The following is a 19,727-nucleotide window of genomic DNA, read 5'->3' as shown; positions in this document are numbered from 1 at the left end:
TCCCTGGTAATACCGAATTACGTAAATATTTATTTTTGAAATTGGAAAAATAGATATGAGGTATGAATTGGAGGAGGGTTATTTTGGAAAAGGAGATAAATTACGGTAGTGATTACAAATATATTCCTACTACATCGGTAGGAAGTGGAGTGGGAATGGATGTATTACCAGATCTATTCTGCCATACCGTTCAAATTGTCAACATTTGTTTAGTTGGAAATCCGGAATCAAAGGAATTTGTATTAGTTGATGCAGGAATGCCTAAGTCTGCTGACGAAATTATCTCAGTTACGGAAGAAAGATATGGTGAAAATGCACGACCGAAAGCAATTATTTTAACGCATGGTCATTTTGATCATGTCGGAGCTGTCATTGAATTGGTTAAACATTGGGAGGTTCCTGTCTACGCACATGAATTAGAGCTGCCCTTTTTAACAGGACAAAAAAATTATCCAGAACCAGATCCAACCGTAGAAGGTGGCATGGTAGCAAAAATGTCCCCAATGTTTCCGAATGAACCCATTAATTTAGGAAATAAAGTAGAAATGCTTCCATCTGATGGTTCTGTTCCTCACATGCCTGATTTTCGTTGGATTCATACACCTGGTCATACACCAGGACATGTATCATTTTTTAGAGAAAACGATAGAACATTAATAGCGGGAGATGCGTTTGTTACCGTCAAACAAGATTCTCTTTACAAGGTATTGACACAGGAGCAGGAAATAAACGGACCACCAAGATATCTTACAACTGACTGGAAAGCTGCAAAGCAATCGGTTATTAAATTAGAAGAATTGAATCCTAATATTGCAGTAACTGGACATGGGTTACCGATGTCTGGAGAATTATTATCAAAGAGCTTAGAAACTTTGGTTCAAGATTTCGATAGTATTGCAATTCCCGATTATGGGAAGTATATAAATAAAAAATTACATTAAAGTAATTTAAAAGCCTGTCTTATCAACAAAAATAAGCAGGCTTTTTGCATGGTAAGGGCTAAAACAGGACTTGTGTGATGCTTACTTTTGAAGCTTGCTTGTCATGAATAATTAACGAAAAACGTCTTCAAACTATGTGAAAAACGAGATACATATTACAACATACATTAAGAAGGTGATTCATATTCAAGAATACATTTTGTTAGCCATAATAACTGTTATTGTATTGGGGATTTTTTCACAATGGCTAGCATGGAGAATTCAGTGGCCTTCCATTGTTATCATGTCTATTGCTGGATTACTTATTGGTCCGGTTTTTGGTTTGATTAATCCGAAAGAGGCACTGGGTGATTTGTACAGTCCCATCATTTCACTAGCTGTAGCGGTTATTCTCTTTGAAGGAAGTACAAGCTTAGATATTCGAGAAGTAAGAGGTATATCGAAGTCTGTATTTCGAGTAGTTACTTTTGGTGCTTTTTTAGCTTGGATAGGGGGTTCTTTAGCAGCACATTATATTGCAGGACTTAGTCTAGAAATATCCTTTATTATCGGGGGGTTATTTGTTGTTACAGGGCCAACCGTCATCATACCTTTATTAAGACAAGCAAAATTAAAGCCAAGAACTGCTGCCGTCCTTAAATGGGAAGGAATCATTGTAGATCCCATAGGTCCATTACTTGCTTTATTTGCTTATGAAATCATCAAGGTGATAGGCCGTACTTCTTTTCATATCAGTGATCTAATTCCATTCTTTCTAGGATGTGTTTTGGCTTTCCTACTTGGTCTAGGAATTGGTTTATTTGTAAGCCTTTTAGTAAGTAAAGGTTGGTTTCCAGAATACTTAAAATCACCAATTATTTTGTCATTTGTTTTTATTTGTTTTAGTATTGCAGAGGTTATTATGCATGAAACAGGAATGCTTGCTGTGACAGTGATGGGATTAACTTTAGCTCGAACAGGAAGATATGTTCGTTCCATTAGTAGTGTAGGACATTTTATTGAAAATATTTCCGTCCTATTAACTTCAACGGTCTTTATTTTACTCACTGCTTCTTTAACTAGAGAAACCATCTTAGATATATTTAGCTGGCCAATTATTAGCTTTGTATTAGCTATGTTATTTTTGGTGCGCCCACTTTCTATTTTTATCTCGACTATAAATACGGAACTGACCTTACAAGAAAAAACATTAATTGGATGGATTGCTCCAAGAGGAATTGTCGCTTTAACCGTTTCTGGTTATTTTGCAGAAATGTTATTGAATGACGGGTATCAGGGTGCTTCCATTTTGACTGCTTTAACCTTTGCACTTGTGTTTATTACGGTATGTGTACATGGATTTTCACTTGGGCCGATTGCCAGAAAATTGGACCTAGCAAATACAAATCCACCAGGAGTGTTAATCGTTGGAGCAAGTAGCTTTGCGGTTGCATTTGCTGAACAGCTAAAGAATCTAGGGACACCTGTTCTAATTAGTGACAACTCCAATGAACGCTTGCTACCTGCAAAAGATTTAGAAATTCCGACATACCGTGGAGAGATACTAGAAGAACATTCCGAATTTGAAATTGATTTAACTCCATATGAAAGTATATTAGCGATGACGGGAGATACCGCTTATAATGCTTTGGTATGTCAATCCTATGTACCTGAATTTGGATATAATAATACGTTTGCCTTACCGGTATACGGAAATGCTGAATCCAATGATGTTCCCTTATCGTTACATGCCCGTATTCTCTTTGGAGAAGAAGCAGTCTTTACGGAATTGAATCGAAAAATAAACATCGGCCATACGATTGAGGCGATAGAAATCAGTGCTAAGCAAACGGCCATAAAAAATGAACTCCATACGAAAGGAATCATTCCTTTATGTGTACGTAAAAAAAATCGTCAAATTGAATTTATTACCTTACAAGAAAAAATTACGTTAGAGGAAGGCAATCACCTTATTGTGCTAGTTGAACCAAAGTAAAGCTTTTTAACATTCTAAATGAATTCCTATTGGAAACATAGCCTTAAATTACATATTATATTCATCACGAACAACCATAAAATATACTTAAAGATGATTATAATATGATTAATTTTAAGGAGATGGATAAAATGGGAAGAAAAATCCTATGGTTTGTAAGCTTCATCATGGCGATTCTCCTTGTTATGCTGTCTCTACCTATGGATATTGGGAGTGAAGCAATAGCGGCTGTAGCTTCCCATTCTAAAAGGGATATAGGAATAAACGTAATGGGGGCAGAAAACAAAAATCAACGTTTTATGTCTGATTCAGCCTATACTTTTGAATATCCAGATGCGGTAAGAGGTATTTATGTTACTGGTCATTCTGCTGGATCCAGTCGATTCCATTCATTGGTAGAATTAGTGGGGTCAACGGATTTGAATACAATGGTTATTGATGTAAAAGACGATCATGGTAACTTAACATTTCAAGTTCCTCCCGATTCCCCTTATGCCGACATTGCAAAAAATTATATTGATGATCCAAAAGGCATGATGAAAACATTAGAAGAGAAAAACATCTATCCTATTGCAAGAATTGTTGTTTTTAAAGATTCTGTGCTCGCACAAAAAAGGCCAGATTTATCCTTTAAAGAAAATGGAGAAATATGGAGAAATGGAAATGGAGAAGCTTTCGTTAATCCTTTTCTACGAGAAGTTTGGGAATATAATGTAGGAATTGCAAAAATGGCTGCTAAAACCGGGTTTAAAGAAATACAATTCGACTATGTTCGATTTCCTGAAGGATTTGAAAAAATGGATAACGAATTAGATTATTCCATGGGGGATTATAAAGATATTAATATGAATAATATTAAAAAACGTGTGGAAGCTGTAACAAATTTTGTAGGGTATGCTAAAGATGAATTAATGAGTTATGGTGTAGATGTTTCTGTTGACATTTTTGGTTATGCAGCTACCATGGAGGAAACGCCAGGAATTGGACAGAACTTTTCAAGGATTTCCAGTCAGGTTGATGTAATTTCATCTATGATCTATCCAAGTCATTGGTCTGAGAACTATTTCGGAATTAGGTTACCTGATACGGAACCATATCGTCTGATTAGTTCGTATGCCAAGGTAGAAAATGAAGTTTTGGAAGCGTTGGAGAATCCACCAACATCCAGACCTTGGATTCAAGATTTTGAGGCACCTTGGCTGTATACCGGACAGACAAAGGAATATGGGAAAAAGGAAGTAGAGGCGCAAATTAAAGCGTTATATGAGAATGGGATTAATGAATTTTTACTATGGAATGCGGCTAATAATTATACCAAAAACGTGGACTATTTAGTCGGAAAAAATAAAACCTGACCGTTTTAGCTGAAATGGTTACAGGAATTGGAAGATATAGAGTGGATTTCATGTAAATAGGAGGTCAGCTCTATTAACTTAACTTCATTGTTCAAAATGGAATATAATGTCTATTTTTCATGTTTATCGCTGTTTTTCAAATTGTTTATCGTTGGTTATACTAAAAAGGTAAAAAGTTTTGGATTGCCTGTTTAGATACGGGACAAAAACAAAAGGGGTAGTTTAATGAATTGGTACGATAAGTTAAAAAAGTACTTTCCGATTGAAGAAATGAAGTCAAAAAAACACATGGAGTTATTGTTAGAGGAAAAAGGGGACGTTTACCATAAAGATGAAAGTCCGACACATGTATTAATGTACGCCGAATTCGAAACATTTATTTTTATAGATTATATTTGGGTATCCAGTGAAACTCGAGGTCAAGGAATTGGTCATCAATTAATTGAAAAGCTTAAGGCAAAGAATAAACCGATTATTCTTGAAGTTGAACCCATTGATTATGATGATTCTGATACAGAAAAAAGGTTACATTTTTATCAGAGAGAGGGTTTTACTCATGCACAGTCTATAGGCTATAATCGCAGGTCATTAGCTACAAATGAAGAAACACCAATGGAAATTTTGTATTGGTCACCTACCGATGATTCAGAAGAAGTAATTTATAAGCAGATGAAGAGAATGTACGAAGATATTCACACGTATAAAGATGAAGAAATATATGGGAAATCCTATCAGCCCGCAAAAGAAGTATTAAGTTATGATGAGAATCGTAATTCTGAAGATATACTGGGAAATTTAGAGACGAAAGGTTAAAGATGAGCAGTGCGTTTATTACGTACTGCTTTCAACTGTTTGGTTTAAAATATAGACTAAATTATAAGAAGAGGCATTTTAAAATTTATAACATTTTTCAATTTGGGGGGTTTAGATGAAAAAGGATAAGGGTATATTTATATAGTAAATAAGAACTTTCTATGAACTAATAAAAATTACCTTATATTTCTAAATTACCCTCTACCTTTTACTTGACAAGTGTAGTATACTAATACATAAAGGTTATTTAAACTTATTTTAATTTAATAATGAAATAAGTTTTCAAAAGTTACATGGAAATCTTATATTCTTAATAGAATGAGGAGTGAAGTAACATGGTTACACTTTATACCTCACCAAGTTGTACATCTTGCAGAAAAGCAAAAGCATGGTTAGAAAAACATAACATACCATATAAAGAGCGTAATATATTCTCTGACCCTTTAACATTGGATGAGATTAAAGAAATATTACGAATGACTGAAGATGGAACTGATGAGATTATTTCAACACGTTCTAAGGTTTTTCAAAAATTAGATGTAAATATTGAACAGCTTCCAATGAAGGAACTATTCCATTTAATTCAGAAAAACCCTGGTTTGTTAAGGAGACCGATTATACTTGATGAGAAGCGTCTTCAAGTTGGTTATAACGAAGATGAGATTCGTAGGTTTCTTCCTAGAACAGTCCGAACCTTTCAATTACGAGAAGCACAAAGAATGGTTAATTAATCGAAAGTGTGTTTGAACAATCTCTATATTGATTTAATATAAGAAAAACGCAGAATACTTTTATTCTGCGTTTTTATTCTAATATCCTGTATTTTCCTAGTTTATATGTCGTGACAAAAATGCGTGAATGGTTTAGAATACAATACTAACTATCCTTATAATATTTTTCGTTTGTCATGGTGAAAAGATATGGTGGGAAATGAAGAAGAAAATATTTTATAAATTCTGGGCATATTAATTTCCAACTTACCGTACACTATCATACAATGGAAGTAACACCTGAAGAATGAATGGTTAGATAGTAATTGCTAAAAGAAGAAATATTTTTATCAATGCATATAGATTATGGTGAAGTAGTCTCTCCACCTAACTGTTTATACTTTAAAGTTAAGAAAATGAAGTTAAACATTTTTTCTAATAAGAAGGGAGAGAAAGAAAAAATGGATATAGAAAGAATTAATGAGAATACCGTTAAATTTTACATTTCGTATTTAGATATTGAGGATCTGGGGTTTGAGCGAGAGGAAATCTGGTATGACCGAGAAAGAAGTGAACAGCTTTTCTGGCAAATGATGGATGAAGTCAACTATAAAGAAGATTTTAATGTGGATGGTCCATTATGGATTCAAGTTCAAGCACTGGAAAAAGGGTTAGAGATAATTGTAACAAAAGCCAAAATCACTAAAAATGGTGAACTTCATACACATGATGGGTTAATTGATGAGCATTTTGAAGATAAAATTGAAGACTTATTGGAAGATAAGTTTGGTAAAAATGTTCCAGATACCGATGAAGATATGATTGAAGATGCATTATGGATTATTACAGAATTCAACAATTTTGAGGATGCCATTCAATTAAGTCATTATTTCCAGGATGATACAGACAGTGTAGATGAAACGCTATACTCATATAATAATAAATACTACTTATTAATGGAATTTTCTCCAGACTTGTTAGATGATCACTTGCAAGAGGATTTAATTAGTCAGGTGCTAGAGTTTTCAAATGATTCGGATATGTCAATACATGTTCTAGAAGAATATGGAAAGAAACTTTTTGAATACAATGCATTTGAACAAATAAAATCATACTTTCCTGCTCAAGTATAGACACTCGTTATTATATGGGTGTCTATTTATTTTGCTCCATTTCGTATTTCTTTACATAAAATGCAGAAAATGTTTTTTGTTTAAGAAGACGATCGTCCTTCGCTCTAATTAATCAACAAATAAAGTAGCATTAGCCCAGCTACGGGAAATACACGAAAAGTGTAGAGTATGTCTTTCGCGGTATTTACCACTAATTCTCGTATTAAGTTAGTGAACATGCTATAGACGTTTTGTCAAAAACAATAATTTTTTAGAAAGCAGCAGATAAAATATGTAGAGTATGCAGGAAAATGCAAATTATTGTCGAATATAGGGAGGAGGTGATATATGATATGTTGCAAGCAAAATTGGAAAACGGGAATTTGATAACGCTTATTCATTTAAAAAGAAATGAGGTTCATAGATTAAAAGATAAAAAAATAAAATTTTATTGTCCTGTGTGCCACCATCCCGTTCTGATAAAGGCAGGTCCGAAAACTATTCCTCACTTTGCTCATTATAAAAGTGAAAAATGTTCATCGTTTGATGGTGGGGAAGGAACCTATCATGAACAAGGAAAATGGCTATTATATCAATGGTTGAAGCGTCAAGGGTTATCCGCTTTCTTGGAAGAATACATTCCAGATATTGGACAACGCCCGGATATCTTGTTAGTTCTAAATAAGAAAAGAATAGCATTAGAATATCAATGTGCACGTATACCTTTAAACGTTATTCAAAAGCGAAATGAAGGGTATTTATCAGCCGGCATCACACCTATTTGGGTATTAGGTGCCAATCATTTTTGTAGAGAAGCATCATACCATTTTAAAATCAATGCATTTACACAACAATTTATCCATCGCTTTTCTTCTAATCTGCCACCAGTATTATATTACTTTTGTCCATATACACGGCAATTTACTACTCTACAAGACTTATATTTCACTAAAACGAATCGAGCAATTGGGAAAATGGAAATAAAGAAAATAAATGAACATCCTTTCCAACATTTATTTAAGTATAAAAGGTTCTTAAATCATGAATTACTATACCTTTGGCAAAAAGAGAAGAAACGCTTTCGTCTAAGGCCTAGTAAAAAAGTTTATGGAAAAGAACTAGCATGGTATCAATGGTTATATCTAAAAGGGAGTCACGTTGAATACCTACCATCCATTGTATATCTACCAATTTCTTCTCAATATCGGATGAAGACATCGTTATGGGATTGGCAAAGTAGATTGTGTCTAGAATTGCTTAAGCCAATGTCCATTGGTAAAGTATTCTCCATCCAAACAGTTGAATCATTACTTAAAAAACACCTCCAGCCAAGAACAACTTTCCCTTTAATTAATTCTAATGACCACCCAATCAAACAATATTTCCAACACTTAACTCAAATTGGTATATTATGCATTCATTCAAAGCATACGTATATTAAGGTAAAGGATTTTGAAAAATATTCAAATATAGAAGAGGCGTTAAAAGGAGATAATGTGCTAATGGATGAACTAATTCGATTGAATAAAAACAAAATACAAGCATGATTTGTCCTACTTTCGTAATACTAAATAGCTAAGGGAATTATTTTGGAAGGAATTTTTTCCAAAATCTAGAACTATAATGAGTAATGAAATAAAAGGAGGAATTGTAATGGCACAATCTGCTAAAGAATTACCAAAGCGGGAAGAATTACCAGAAGAAAAAACTTGGAGACTAGAGGATATTTTCGAAACGGATGATCAATGGAAAACAGAATTTAACAAATTACAAGAAGATATACCAGAAATTAAGAAATATCAAGGGAAATTGTCCGAATCAGCAGATATGCTATATGAATTATTAAAAATGCAGGACCAATTATCTGAACGGCTAGGAAAACTATATACATATGCGCATATGCGCTATGATCAAGATACGACAAATTCCTTTTACCAGGCTTTAAATGCACAAGCTGAGAATGTTCTTACATTAGCATCTAGTAGCATGAGCTTTATTGTACCAGAAATTTTAGCAATGGATGAAGATAAGATAGATACTTTTCTAAACGAAAAAGAAGAATTGCAATTATATAAAAAGGTATTAGATGAAATTACACGTCAACGTCCCCATGTATTGAGTCAAAAAGAGGAAGCTTTATTAGCTGAAGCTTCAGAGGCGTTATCAACTGGTTCACAAACATTTGGAATGCTTAATAATGCAGATTTAACTTTTCCATCTATAAAGGACGAGAATGGGGAAGAAGTGGATGTAACACATGGACGCTACAGTCGGTTTATGGAATCCAAGGATCGTAGGGTTCGTGAAGATGCATTTAAAGCTATGTATGAAACGTATGGCAAGTTTAAAAATACATTTGCATCAACACTCAGTGGTACAGTAAAAACACATAATTTCTCTGCAAAAGTAAGGAATTATGAATCTGCTCGCCAATCAGCATTAGATAACAACAATATTCCAGAGAAGGTATATGATAATCTAGTGGAAGCTGTAAATGAAAAACTACCTTTAATGCATCGTTACATTGAGCTTCGTAAGAAAGTTTTAAACGTTGATGAACTCCACATGTATGATATATATACCCCTCTTGTAAAAGATGTGGAGATGGAAATAAACTATGAACAAGCAAAGGATTATGTTCTTAAAGGGTTAGCACCACTCGGTGAAGATTATGGTAAGGTATTAAAAGAGGGCTTTGAGAATCGGTGGATTGATGTGGAAGAAAATAAAGGGAAGCGTAGTGGAGCATATTCATCTGGCGCCTATGGAACCAACCCATATATTTTATTGAACTGGCAAGATAATATTAATAATACATTTACTTTGGCGCATGAGTTAGGGCATTCTCTACACAGTTATTATACAAGAAAACATCAGCCATTCCGCTATGGAAATTATTCCATATTTGTAGCAGAAGTTGCTTCCACATGTAATGAAGCTTTACTAAATGATTATTTATTAAAAAATCTTAGCGATGAGAAAGAAAAATTATATATTTTAAATCATTTTTTAGAAGGCTTTCGTGGTACAGTGTTCCGTCAAACAATGTTTGCGGAGTTTGAACATGATATTCATGTTAGAGGACAAAATGGTGAGGCATTAACAGCTGATAAGTTAACAGAGATTTATTATAACCTTAATAAGAAATATTACGGTGATGCAATTGTTTCAGATGAAGAGATTGGTTTAGAATGGGCGAGAATTCCTCACTTTTATTATAATTATTATGTTTATCAGTATGCAACAGGATATTCCGCAGCCACTTCTCTAGCTAATCAAATTCTGTCAGAAGGGGATAATGCTGTCGATCGCTATCTAGAGTTCTTGAAAGCTGGGAGCAGTGATTATCCAATTGAAGTATTGAAAAAAGCCGGAGTTGATATGACATCCAAACAGCCAATAATGGGTGCATTAGAAGTATTTGAAGAGAAGTTGAATGAGTTTGAAAAATTGTTATTAGGTTAATAAATTAATAAGGGAGCAGTGTTAATCTGTTCCCTTTAACTATGTCAAATATTGCCTAGAAATTGAACATTTTGTGAAACTATGAACAACATCCTTGCATGATGTGTGTGCACTTGCTATTATATACATGTAAGTTAATTACACAAACAAATACCCCTTTTGTTTGATCATGAAACTTTCTCCCATCCCCCCTTTGTATTTATACAAAGAAGACGGATTAAAGAATATGCGCTGCCCCGCATATTCTTTTTTATTTGTTCTTTCAAAAATTTATCCAAATTACATGTTGTATTTTACTCGGTGTTGTCCATTTTCCTTCTAATACATAAAATAATGATATTCGCTTTTTAAAGATATTGAAGTTGATAGGGGAATGAAGTCGGTTTTGTGAAAATTACTACAATTTAAGAGGGAAGTAATAGCTCAACCCAAAAATGGAGGAATAACTGTCCCAAAAAGCATGATTTGTTTATCTAATAATCAGTGGGGGATGAAAGAAAACCCCACTGATTGAGATTTATTTTATAATTGTAGTTTTTGATTGTTTACGTAACTGCCTTTCTAAATTAAGAACAAATAACTGAATTAAAATCCAATGAATTTTTTGTGAACAAATGAACATATTACTTGTACAAACGTAAACATGTTGCTATGATATATCTGTAAGTTAATTACACTTATAAATACCCCTTTTATTTAATCTTGAAACTTTTTCCCACCCCCCTTTATTTAAATAGAGACGGAAGAAAAGGATATGCGCTGCCCGCATATCCTTTTTCGCTTTTCTAGGTATGAAATTATTAACTATATCTACGATGCACAAGACGTGCTAGTATAGTTGTTGTGATAAATAGTTTTCCTCGGGACGGTAACCGCATTTCTAGGACGTGATGTGTTAGCTTGTGAGAGCGATTCTGCTTTAGTTATTTACCTCATACGTCTTCTATAAGTGTTTTGATTGGTAAATGAATAGATGGTTAAATAGATAGATATAAACAAGAAGGGGAGTGTAACATAAAGTGGAACTAATTGCATAAGTCCTAAGACATTCATAAAAAAGGCAAAAATTGTTATAATTAGAAATAGAAACGGATAAGTTTGTTGCATCATACTTTCACTCCTGTTTCAAAATGTAATGAATTCTCTTTGAAAGATAAAAATCCGGTGTTATGAACATGATAAAATAATCATGTTCAAATTTGGACGTCCAAGTTACTGAAGCCCTCCACAAGATTTCGGCAGCCGAGTAATGGCAGTCCCACCATGTTCATACTACATTTATATGGTTTAAAATCAAAATTAGAATTGAACATTTTGTGAAAATATGAACAAAAGTATTGCGAGATTAGGTCATCATTGTTAATATATACGTGTAAGTTAATTACACAAACAAATACCCCTTTTGTTTGATCATGAAACTTTCTCCCATCCCCCTTTGTATTTATACAAAGACGGAATAAAGGATATGCGCTGCCCCGCATATCCTTCTTTTATATCTAATTGATTTTGTATGTTGGAAAATAACAAATCGAAACGAAATTTATAGGAAACAAATCTAATTTGTCAATCCTCATTCTTAATATCCACCCAATAAAAAAAGCTTTTTTATAAAGGCTAACCAAGGTATTTCCAGAAGGTTCCTTGCTGACTGGAAATCTTATCTACTTTTTGTTTGAATTGGAGTTTCTTCATTTCTTTTTCTGTCTTGGATATGGACCAATCATATACAATGGAAATTTCCTTACTTCCAACCACCTCAAAATTCTGTATAAATTCTTCTAATGGAGGTTTTGCGGATGGGATAGGTGTATTTTTTAATGTTTCTCGTAAAATAAATTCATAAACCTCGTAAGAATAAACACCTGAAATTTTTATCCCTTGGTCATCATTAGAATGATTAAAAAACACGATAGTTGGAATATCTTCAATTTCCATCTCATGTGTTAATTGTACATCACGCTGGAACGCCTTCTTGGCTGATGATGAATAAAGGTCTTCAGTAAATTCTTCAATATCGAGATTTGCTTGTTTAGCGATATCAATTAATATTTCTTCCTTTGAGATATTGCGTTTTCTTAAATATAGGTTTTCTTGTAGTTTTCGTAAAAAGGCTTTTCCTGATTTCTTACCTTGAATCTCAGCAGCTTTTATGGCAAGAGAAACAATCCAAGGACTGTTTATTGACTTTTCTATTTGATTTAACGTTTGTTCTGATTGTCTAGTTAACTTTTTAAAGTTATTTTTTGATCTACAAAGGCTTTCACGATTTATTGCGATACTTACAATTGGCCTAGTAGTGAAAAATCGCCCATATTCTAATGTAAGCTTTTTTAAATATGGATCAAAATACCAGCAATCTGGGCAAAGCGGGTCGATAAAGACATACATTTCAATCGGTTTTGGATTAAAGTTTTGATAGTTGCAGCTTTCCGATGTGTTTGTATTATTGAAGTTACTAAGCCCAATTTGATTCCAACTCACATCGAATTCTCCTTTCTATCAATCTAGTCTATTCATCATGTGATTGGCTGTTAGGGTCAATTTTTCATAGATAACTGTTTGGTAGGGTTCCTCAATTTCTGCTTCTTTTAACGCTTCCTTCATACAATGAAGCCATGCATCTCTTCTCGTTGGTGTAATAGGGAAGGGGAGGTGGCGTCTCCTTAGCATCGGGTGTCCCCGATCTTGTTCATATAATCTTGGACCACCGAAAAACTGAGTTAGAAATAATTTCTGTTTTCTTGCTGTCTCGGTTAAATCCTCTGGGAATATTGGAATTAAGTCAGGATGTTTTCCTACGCGTTTGTAAAACGAGGTAACAAGTCTTTCTATCGTTTCAAAACCACCAATTGCATCATAAATATTACCATGCTTTACTTCTTTCATATTTATCTCCTTGTATTTAAATTCTAAATTTGTTACATAATAAAATTTTTAAAATTTTGTTGCTTTTACTTTGCTGTAGCTAAAAGCAACGATTTTATAAAATTAGCCTTCATACAAGATAGGCAGTGTAATCTGTTTGCCCTTATTTTACAGTGTACTATCTATGTGGGCAAACAATCTGATTTGGTGTATGTGAAAATACCTATTTTGGTAACGAATCGAAAAATCTTTCTATTTTATTAGGAGTATTTTTAATTGTAATGTTACATTCCTCCAATAAGGAATGAAACGTATCTATCCCAGTTTTTCTATCGCTTGCTTCTAGTTCAAATTCAAAATCCTCTTTATCATTGTAAATACTGTAATCTAATACAATGAAACAATTGCGGTGGGTAACTTCTCGTCTTTCTGTGATTAGTTTTCCGAAATAAATTAAATCCTTTGGTTCGATACCTAAGTTAGTTAATTGCTTTGTTGTTTCGGGTTTAGGGATAATATTTCCTTTGGTCCATTGAAGTGCTTCTTCTTTTGATAATTCATCATGGGTTTCCAATAATCCCAATTCATGAGGCTCTTTTAAAGTCAATCGGTATTTTGCAGCCTTTTCTCTTATTCGTAGTGCACAACCTTTATCTTTTAAGGAAAGTGTCTCTGTCTCAAAATAAAAATTAGTTTGTTTAACACTATATTCAGGAAATGGTAATTTATCCAGTAAATGTTTGAATTCTTCTTTTGTTAATAAATTTTTATATTCAATTTCGATTTCTTGTGCCATCATATTGCCTCCATTGTATTAAAAAAGATATTATTGATTGATTATGGCGAAACTCTATTTATTTTGCAATGAAAATCAATTCGGCTAGTATGTTAAAATAATATAGGCTATAATTTGATTGACTGAAACGTGGGAGAGTGTTGTTATGAATTGGGAAGCTTTACTAGCTCCTTATAAACAAGTAGTTGAAGAATTAAAAGTGAAATTAAAAGGGACTCGTTCACAATTCGAATATGACTCGAGCCATTCTCCAATAGAGTTTGTTACAGGAAGGGTTAAGCCAGTCCCAAGTATTTTAGAAAAAGCAAAAAGTCGGGAAATTCCTTTAGAGAATATAGAAACAGAAATATATGATATTGCAGGTGTAAGAGTTGTATGTCAGTTTGTTGATGATATCTATACAATTGTTAAAATGCTTCGCAGGCGAAATGATTTTAAAGTAATTGAAGAAAAAGATTATATAACAAATAAAAAGCCAAGTGGCTATCGCTCTTATCATATGATTATTGAATATCCGGTTGAAATGGTTCAAGGAAGAAAATTTGTTTTGGCAGAAATTCAAATTAGAACGTTAGCTATGAATTTCTGGGCGACAAATGAGCATTCGCTTAATTATAAATATAGTGGTAGTATCCCAACGGAAATAAAAGAAAGACTTCAACGTGCTTCGGAAGCGGCTTTTAAGTTGGATGAAGAAATGTCAATGATTAAGCATGAAATTCAAGAAGCACAACGGATGTTCCGGCGAAAATTTTAGATGATAGAATAACTGTCTTTACAAATAGGGGAGGCTATAGTTGTGAATTTTAAAATCATATCTAAAGGTGACAAACGTTCTAATAAAATCAAATCAACGATGAAGCAGTATTTACTTGATTTTGATTTGGTGTACAACCAAGAAGAACCAGATTTGGTTATATCTGTTGGTGGTGATGGAACATTTCTTGAAGCATTCCATCGCTATATACACCGATTGGATAAGACCGCTTTTATCGGAGTTCATACAGGCCACTTAGGCTTTTATGCGGATTATACACCAGATGAACTAGAGAAACTCGTGATTGAAATTGCAAAAACTCCTTTTCAAATTGTGGAATATCCAATACTTGAAGTCATTATCCGTGGAAATTCAAGTGAAAAGGAAGATAGGGTTCTTGCTTTAAATGAATCAATGATTAAGACAGCTGAGGGATCAGTAGTATTTGATGTGAAAATTAAAGGTGAGCATTTTGAAACATTTCGTGGAGATGGAATCTGTATTTCAACACCATCAGGTAGTACTGCATATAACAAAGCCTTAGGTGGCGCTATTATCCATCCATCCATTGAGGCTATTCAATTAACAGAAATGGCTTCAATTAATAATCGGGTATTCCGTACTATTGGTTCCCCACTCATCCTTCCAAAACATCATACGTGCTTATTGGAGCCGATGAAAGAAGGGAAAAGCTTCTTAATCGCTATTGATCATTTCACAAGAACGTATGATGATGTAAAATCAATTCAATGTCGAGTTGCTAAGGAAAGAGTTCGGTTTGCTAGGTTCCGGCAATTTCCGTTCTGGGATAGGGTTCGTGATTCATTTGTTGCTGAAGGGGAACAAAGAATGGAGTGAGGTTAATATTTCATGAAATGGATCATTCAAAATGAACATGATGGTATGATGATTCGAGATTATTTACGCATCGTCCACGGTTTTTCTAGAAGAATTCTTATTATGGTGAAGGAAGCAGGGGGGATTAAAGTTAATGATATTCCCCAAACGGTTCGCTATTACTTGAAGAAAGGAGATTTGCTACAAATTACCTTTCCAAAAGAGAGCATTGGTTTGCATATGAAAGCTGAGGAAATGGATATATCGATTGTGTATGAGGATGAAGCTGTTCTAGTCGTCGATAAGCCAGCTGGGATTGCAACGATTCCTTCATTAAATCACCCTACAGGAACCGTAGCAAATGGGATACTAGGATATTATGTAAAACATAATATCCCATATACCGTACATGTAGTCACTAGGTTGGATAGGGATACATCTGGTTTATTATTAATTGCGAAGAATCGGTATAGTCATTCGCTTATGGCGAAATCCCAAAAGGAAGGAAAAGTCAAGCGTAGATATAAGGCAATTGTCGAAGGAAGTATGGAGAGAATGACGGGAACGATTAATGCACCGATTGATCGAAAGGAAAATTCGATTATCGAACGAACTGTCAGAGAGACGGGTAAACGGGCGGTGACTCATTTTCAGGTTGAAAAATGGTTAACAAGCCATACATACGTGAATATTCAGCTTGAAACTGGCAGAACACATCAAATACGTGTTCATTTCTCCTATTTAAATCATCCGCTAGCCGGAGATGATCTGTATGGAGGAACTAAGAGGGATATAAATAGACAGGCTCTTCATTGTTCCATGCTATCCTTCGAGCATCCGTTTACAAAGAAAGTAATCGATTTAGATTCACCATTACCAGATGATATGGCTGGATTCATTGAAAATTTTAATCAAATGAATTAAATTTTTCTTCTACTAGTGGTTGTTTGGATTCAACAGCCACTGTTTTTTCTTCTGGTAATTGGAATGCCGTTAAAGCATTTCCAAAAACACAACCAGTATCAATATTGATTGTTTTATTTATTATTCTAGCCTCTTTCACGGGGGTATGACCATATACAATCCAATGGCTTCCCTTATAATGTTTTGCCCAATCACGTCGAATAGGACGGCCATCTGGATGGGTGGCTCCGGTTACATCCCCATATAAAACAAAGGATTTCACTTTTTTATCGCTACGTCCTATGTAAGCTTCCTTAATTCCAGCATGAGCAATGACTGCAGAAACCTCTGGAATTTCTAAATATAACGGTGCCTTGTCATAAAGAGTCATGAATTGTTTTCGTATAATTTTTTGCTCACGAGTCGAAAGTACCTCGTATTCAGCAACCGTTGTTTCCAGGCCATGCTTTTGTTGAACATTATTTCCTAAAAAGAACCGGTATAATTTGTTACAATGGTTACCTGGAACATATTTTGCTTTTTGTTCCTCTATGACCATTCGATAAACAAGTTGTATCACCGCTATGGAGTTTGGACCGCGATCTGTCAAATCACCGACAAATACGGGGATTCTATCATTGGGGTGAACATATGCACCGTTTTGGTAATGGTATCCTAATTTTTGAAAAAGCATATGAAGCTCTTCTATACAACCGTGGATATCACCAATTACATCAATTTTCATTTTTTCATCCACCTTTTGTTGAAAAATAGAGATTGCAGTTTTTTTACATATCTAATTATGATAGTCACGTATTTATTAAGTATACGAACACCAAATGCGTTTTTATCTATAATAATTGTATACAACAAAATTGTTTTTATACGTTATGATGGTTTACCTGTTGCGAAGGGTAATCGTCATTTTTTGCAAGCAATGAGTCGAGTTTACTATTGAACAGGCTTTCGTTCACTAATATCATGGAAATAAAATGGGGAATAGATGAGTGAATTGTTCTTTAAAGAAAGGAAGTATCCCTATGGAAGAGAAACAAAATATATACGAAAGAGCGTACGAAGAACAGTATAAAGCACATTGGGATAAAGTTTATCAAGCCTTGAATCGGGAACTAACCGATGCGTTTCGAAATGAATTTCTAGATTTGCATCCATATGACCAGGCATTGTTTTTTATTGATCAAGAAAAAGAAAATCGCATGCGAATCTATTCTTACTTATCTCCGGCTGAGCTTGCTGAACTGATGATTAATATTGAATTTGAAAATATACCAGAATATTTTAAAGAGATGAATCCTCGTCTTGGTGCAATGGTCATTTCAGAAATGCCTGCTGATGACGCAGTTGATATTTTGAATGAAATGGATAAGGAAGAAGTAGTTAGCTTCTTAACCATTATGGAAAAAGATGCTGCAGAGGAAATCAAGCACTTATTGCATTATGAGGAAAAAACAGCTGGTAGTATCATGACAACCGAATATATTGCATTATTTAAAACACAAACAACGGAAGAGGCAATGCAGCAATTAAAACAGCAAGCTCCTGATGCAGAAACGATTTATTATTTATATGTTCTTGATGATGATAAGAGATTAGTGGGAGTTTTATCTTTACGCGATTTAATTGTCGCCAAAGAGGAAACAAAAATTGAAGAGGTTATGAGTGAAAAAGTGGTTGCTGTCTCGGTAGCAAGAGATCAAGAAGAAGTTGCTTTGACATTCCGTGATTATGATTTACTTGCACTCCCTGTAGTTGATTTTCAAAATCATTTATTAGGAATTATAACAGTTGATGATATTCTGGACGTTATGGAAGAAGAAGCAAGTGAAGACTTCTCTAAATTGGCCGGTATATCTGAAGCGGATAGACCTAATGATACAGCGATGGAAGCGGCTAAAAAAAGACTACCATGGTTAATTGTCCTTCTGTTTTTAGGCATTTTTACTGCAAGTCTAATTGGACAATTTGAAGAAACGTTGGATCAAGTTGCCGTACTTGCCATTTTTATCCCCCTTATTGCAGGGATGGCAGGAAATACAGGTACTCAGGCATTGGCGGTAGCTGTACGTGGGCTCTCCAATGGTGACTATGAAAATGAAGGAAAACTGAAACTCATCCTACGTGAGGCTACAACTGGATTCATTACTGGTTCAGTATGTGGAATAGTAATCTCAACCGTAATTTTTTTCTGGAAGGGTGATTTATTTCTCGGAATTATTGTAGGAGTTTCTATCATGGCTTCCCTTATCGTCGCAACATTAGCTGGTTCACTAGTGCCTATCTTAATGGATCGCTTAAAAATAGACCCTGCAGTTGCTTCAGGTCCATTTATTACAACCATTAATGACATCATTTCTATCTTAATTTATTTTGGAATGGCGACAACATTTATGCAATATTTAATATGATTTGGGATTCGTTTAAAGCACCTCCTGTAGGGGTGCTTTTTGTGATTATTGGAATTCAGGAAATCGATTATCAGCCAAAAGAGAAGAATAAATCAACTGAAGAGGAGTAACATATATCAACCGCAGCATAAAGAATTCAAGGGGTCACACATAAATAACTAGGCGTATAACACACTTCAATAATGGGCTACATATACTAGGTTAGTGAATTATTTATAAAGGAGAGGTTTTGATGGCTAAGAAAAAATTTGCTAATGATCCATTACTTTTTATACATCAGCCAAGTGTTAGTACGCCAAAAGCTCCAATGCAGGACAGTTATATTTCTCCTAAGAGACAAAAGAAAAATAAATCTGTGGAACAACCATCCGATACATCTGAGCCAGCTAAAGAAATCCCAAAAAGGAGATACTCTGCTAAAAAGGTTTTAAATGAAGAACCCCCATCGGAAAAAGAGGAAAAAAAAGAGGAGAAGCATGATGTACCATTAAACCAGCGAAAACAATTTAAGGATATGTCAGTAAGAGAACGTATCCATTATTTCTTGGATACTTCGGAGTATGCTCCAAAGGTTAAATGTGAGATAAAAACGGAAAAGAAGTCATATCGAGGTTTTATTATGGATTTTAAAGATGAAATGGTTTTTGTCCAAGTTGGCAGAAAAATGATCGAGATTTCATTTGAAGATATTTATTCAGTTCGTTTATTAGGATTTTAACCAATTATTATTTAAAAAGCACCATGATTTCCATGGTGCTTTTTGCGTTTACAG

General features: G+C 34.2%; 18 protein-coding genes. 13 read left to right on the top strand and 5 right to left on the bottom strand.

Translation table 11 applies throughout. The annotated features are described in order from the left end of the window. Nucleotides 1-83: 83 nt before the first annotated feature. The 8 genes from CAO17_RS10540 (at nucleotide 84) to pepF (ending at nucleotide 10,371) form a co-directional block, all read left to right on the top strand. Nucleotides 84-941 carry an MBL fold metallo-hydrolase gene (locus CAO17_RS10540; RefSeq protein ID WP_085992716.1) on the top strand — a complete coding sequence of 286 codons (858 nt, stop codon included), beginning with the start codon at nucleotides 84-86 and terminating at the stop codon, nucleotides 939-941. Between the two features lie 184 nt (nucleotides 942-1,125). Beyond that, the gene (locus CAO17_RS10535; protein ID WP_085994459.1) at nucleotides 1,126-2,916 is read left to right on the top strand and encodes a cation:proton antiporter; all 1,791 of its coding nucleotides are present in this window, start codon (nucleotides 1,126-1,128) and stop codon (nucleotides 2,914-2,916) included. A 131-nt stretch (nucleotides 2,917-3,047) separates the two neighbouring features. Then, the gene (locus CAO17_RS10530) at nucleotides 3,048-4,271 is read left to right on the top strand and encodes a putative glycoside hydrolase (protein ID WP_085992715.1); all 1,224 of its coding nucleotides are present in this window, start codon (nucleotides 3,048-3,050) and stop codon (nucleotides 4,269-4,271) included. A 225-nt stretch (nucleotides 4,272-4,496) separates the two neighbouring features. Continuing rightward, nucleotides 4,497-5,084 carry a GNAT family N-acetyltransferase gene (locus CAO17_RS10525; RefSeq protein WP_085992714.1) on the top strand — a complete coding sequence of 196 codons (588 nt, stop codon included), beginning with the start codon at nucleotides 4,497-4,499 and terminating at the stop codon, nucleotides 5,082-5,084. A gap of 335 nt (nucleotides 5,085-5,419) precedes the next feature. Continuing rightward, nucleotides 5,420-5,815: a transcriptional regulator SpxA gene (gene spxA, locus CAO17_RS10520; RefSeq protein ID WP_085992713.1), complete on the top strand. Its 396-nt coding sequence runs from the start codon at nucleotides 5,420-5,422 to the stop codon at nucleotides 5,813-5,815. Nucleotides 5,816-6,255: 440 nt separating this feature from the next. Next, the gene (gene mecA, locus CAO17_RS10515) at nucleotides 6,256-6,927 is read left to right on the top strand and encodes an adaptor protein MecA (RefSeq protein ID WP_085994458.1); all 672 of its coding nucleotides are present in this window, start codon (nucleotides 6,256-6,258) and stop codon (nucleotides 6,925-6,927) included. Nucleotides 6,928-7,259: 332 nt separating this feature from the next. Next, nucleotides 7,260-8,453 carry a competence protein CoiA gene (locus CAO17_RS10510; protein WP_179151933.1) on the top strand — a complete coding sequence of 398 codons (1,194 nt, stop codon included), beginning with the start codon at nucleotides 7,260-7,262 and terminating at the stop codon, nucleotides 8,451-8,453. A gap of 106 nt (nucleotides 8,454-8,559) precedes the next feature. Continuing rightward, complete coding sequence (pepF, locus tag CAO17_RS10505) at nucleotides 8,560-10,371, top strand: oligoendopeptidase F (RefSeq protein WP_085992711.1); 1,812 nt, start codon at nucleotides 8,560-8,562, stop codon at nucleotides 10,369-10,371. A gap of 927 nt (nucleotides 10,372-11,298) precedes the next feature. On the opposite strand, the gene CAO17_RS10500 is transcribed toward pepF, so the two are convergent. From CAO17_RS10500 to CAO17_RS10485, 4 genes are all read right to left on the bottom strand, one after another. Next, the gene (locus tag CAO17_RS10500; RefSeq protein ID WP_085994457.1) at nucleotides 11,299-11,478 is read right to left on the bottom strand and encodes a hypothetical protein; all 180 of its coding nucleotides are present in this window, start codon (nucleotides 11,476-11,478) and stop codon (nucleotides 11,299-11,301) included. Nucleotides 11,479-11,985: 507 nt separating this feature from the next. Continuing rightward, on the bottom strand, nucleotides 11,986-12,852 hold the full coding sequence (locus CAO17_RS10495) for a ClpXP adapter SpxH family protein (protein ID WP_085992710.1): 867 nt from the start codon (nucleotides 12,850-12,852) through the stop codon (nucleotides 11,986-11,988). Nucleotides 12,853-12,870: 18 nt separating this feature from the next. Then, entirely contained in the window at nucleotides 12,871-13,257 is a 387-nt protein-coding gene (locus tag CAO17_RS10490) for a globin domain-containing protein (RefSeq protein ID WP_085992709.1), read from the bottom strand. 202 nt (nucleotides 13,258-13,459) lie between these two features. Further along, complete coding sequence (locus CAO17_RS10485; protein WP_085992708.1) at nucleotides 13,460-14,032, bottom strand: CYTH domain-containing protein; 573 nt, start codon at nucleotides 14,030-14,032, stop codon at nucleotides 13,460-13,462. A 145-nt stretch (nucleotides 14,033-14,177) separates the two neighbouring features. Between CAO17_RS10485 and yjbM the strand changes: the two genes are divergently transcribed. Genes yjbM through CAO17_RS10470 form a run of 3 tightly spaced genes read left to right on the top strand, consistent with a single transcriptional unit; the run spans nucleotide 14,178 to nucleotide 16,550 of the window. Continuing rightward, entirely contained in the window at nucleotides 14,178-14,789 is a 612-nt protein-coding gene (gene yjbM / locus CAO17_RS10480; RefSeq protein WP_085992707.1) for a GTP diphosphokinase, read from the top strand. Nucleotides 14,790-14,831: 42 nt separating this feature from the next. After that, a complete protein-coding gene (locus CAO17_RS10475) occupies nucleotides 14,832-15,647 on the top strand; it encodes an NAD kinase (protein ID WP_085992706.1) in 816 nt (271 codons plus the stop codon). Between the two features lie 12 nt (nucleotides 15,648-15,659). Next, entirely contained in the window at nucleotides 15,660-16,550 is an 891-nt protein-coding gene (locus tag CAO17_RS10470) for an RluA family pseudouridine synthase (RefSeq protein WP_085992705.1), read from the top strand. Here the strand turns inward: CAO17_RS10470 and prpE are convergent. Next, a complete protein-coding gene (gene prpE, locus CAO17_RS10465) occupies nucleotides 16,534-17,274 on the bottom strand; it encodes a bis(5'-nucleosyl)-tetraphosphatase PrpE (RefSeq protein ID WP_085992704.1) in 741 nt (246 codons plus the stop codon). The two genes, CAO17_RS10470 and prpE, sit on opposite strands and share 17 nt — an antisense overlap. 295 nt (nucleotides 17,275-17,569) lie before the next feature. On the opposite strand from prpE, the gene mgtE reads away from it, so the two are divergent. Together mgtE and CAO17_RS10455 are read left to right on the top strand one after the other, a co-directional pair. Then, the gene (gene mgtE, locus CAO17_RS10460) at nucleotides 17,570-18,955 is read left to right on the top strand and encodes a magnesium transporter (RefSeq protein WP_085992703.1); all 1,386 of its coding nucleotides are present in this window, start codon (nucleotides 17,570-17,572) and stop codon (nucleotides 18,953-18,955) included. A gap of 232 nt (nucleotides 18,956-19,187) precedes the next feature. Continuing rightward, the gene (locus CAO17_RS10455) at nucleotides 19,188-19,673 is read left to right on the top strand and encodes a CotO family spore coat protein (RefSeq protein WP_085992702.1); all 486 of its coding nucleotides are present in this window, start codon (nucleotides 19,188-19,190) and stop codon (nucleotides 19,671-19,673) included. The last annotated feature ends 54 nt before the right edge of the window (nucleotides 19,674-19,727 follow it).

Source organism: Oceanobacillus senegalensis (assembly GCF_900176885.1).
GTDB classification, from domain to species: domain Bacteria; phylum Bacillota; class Bacilli; order Bacillales; family Amphibacillaceae; genus Oceanobacillus; species Oceanobacillus senegalensis.
Note: the sequence above shows the minus strand (reverse complement) of the source record. Positions and strands in the feature narration are given on the sequence as shown.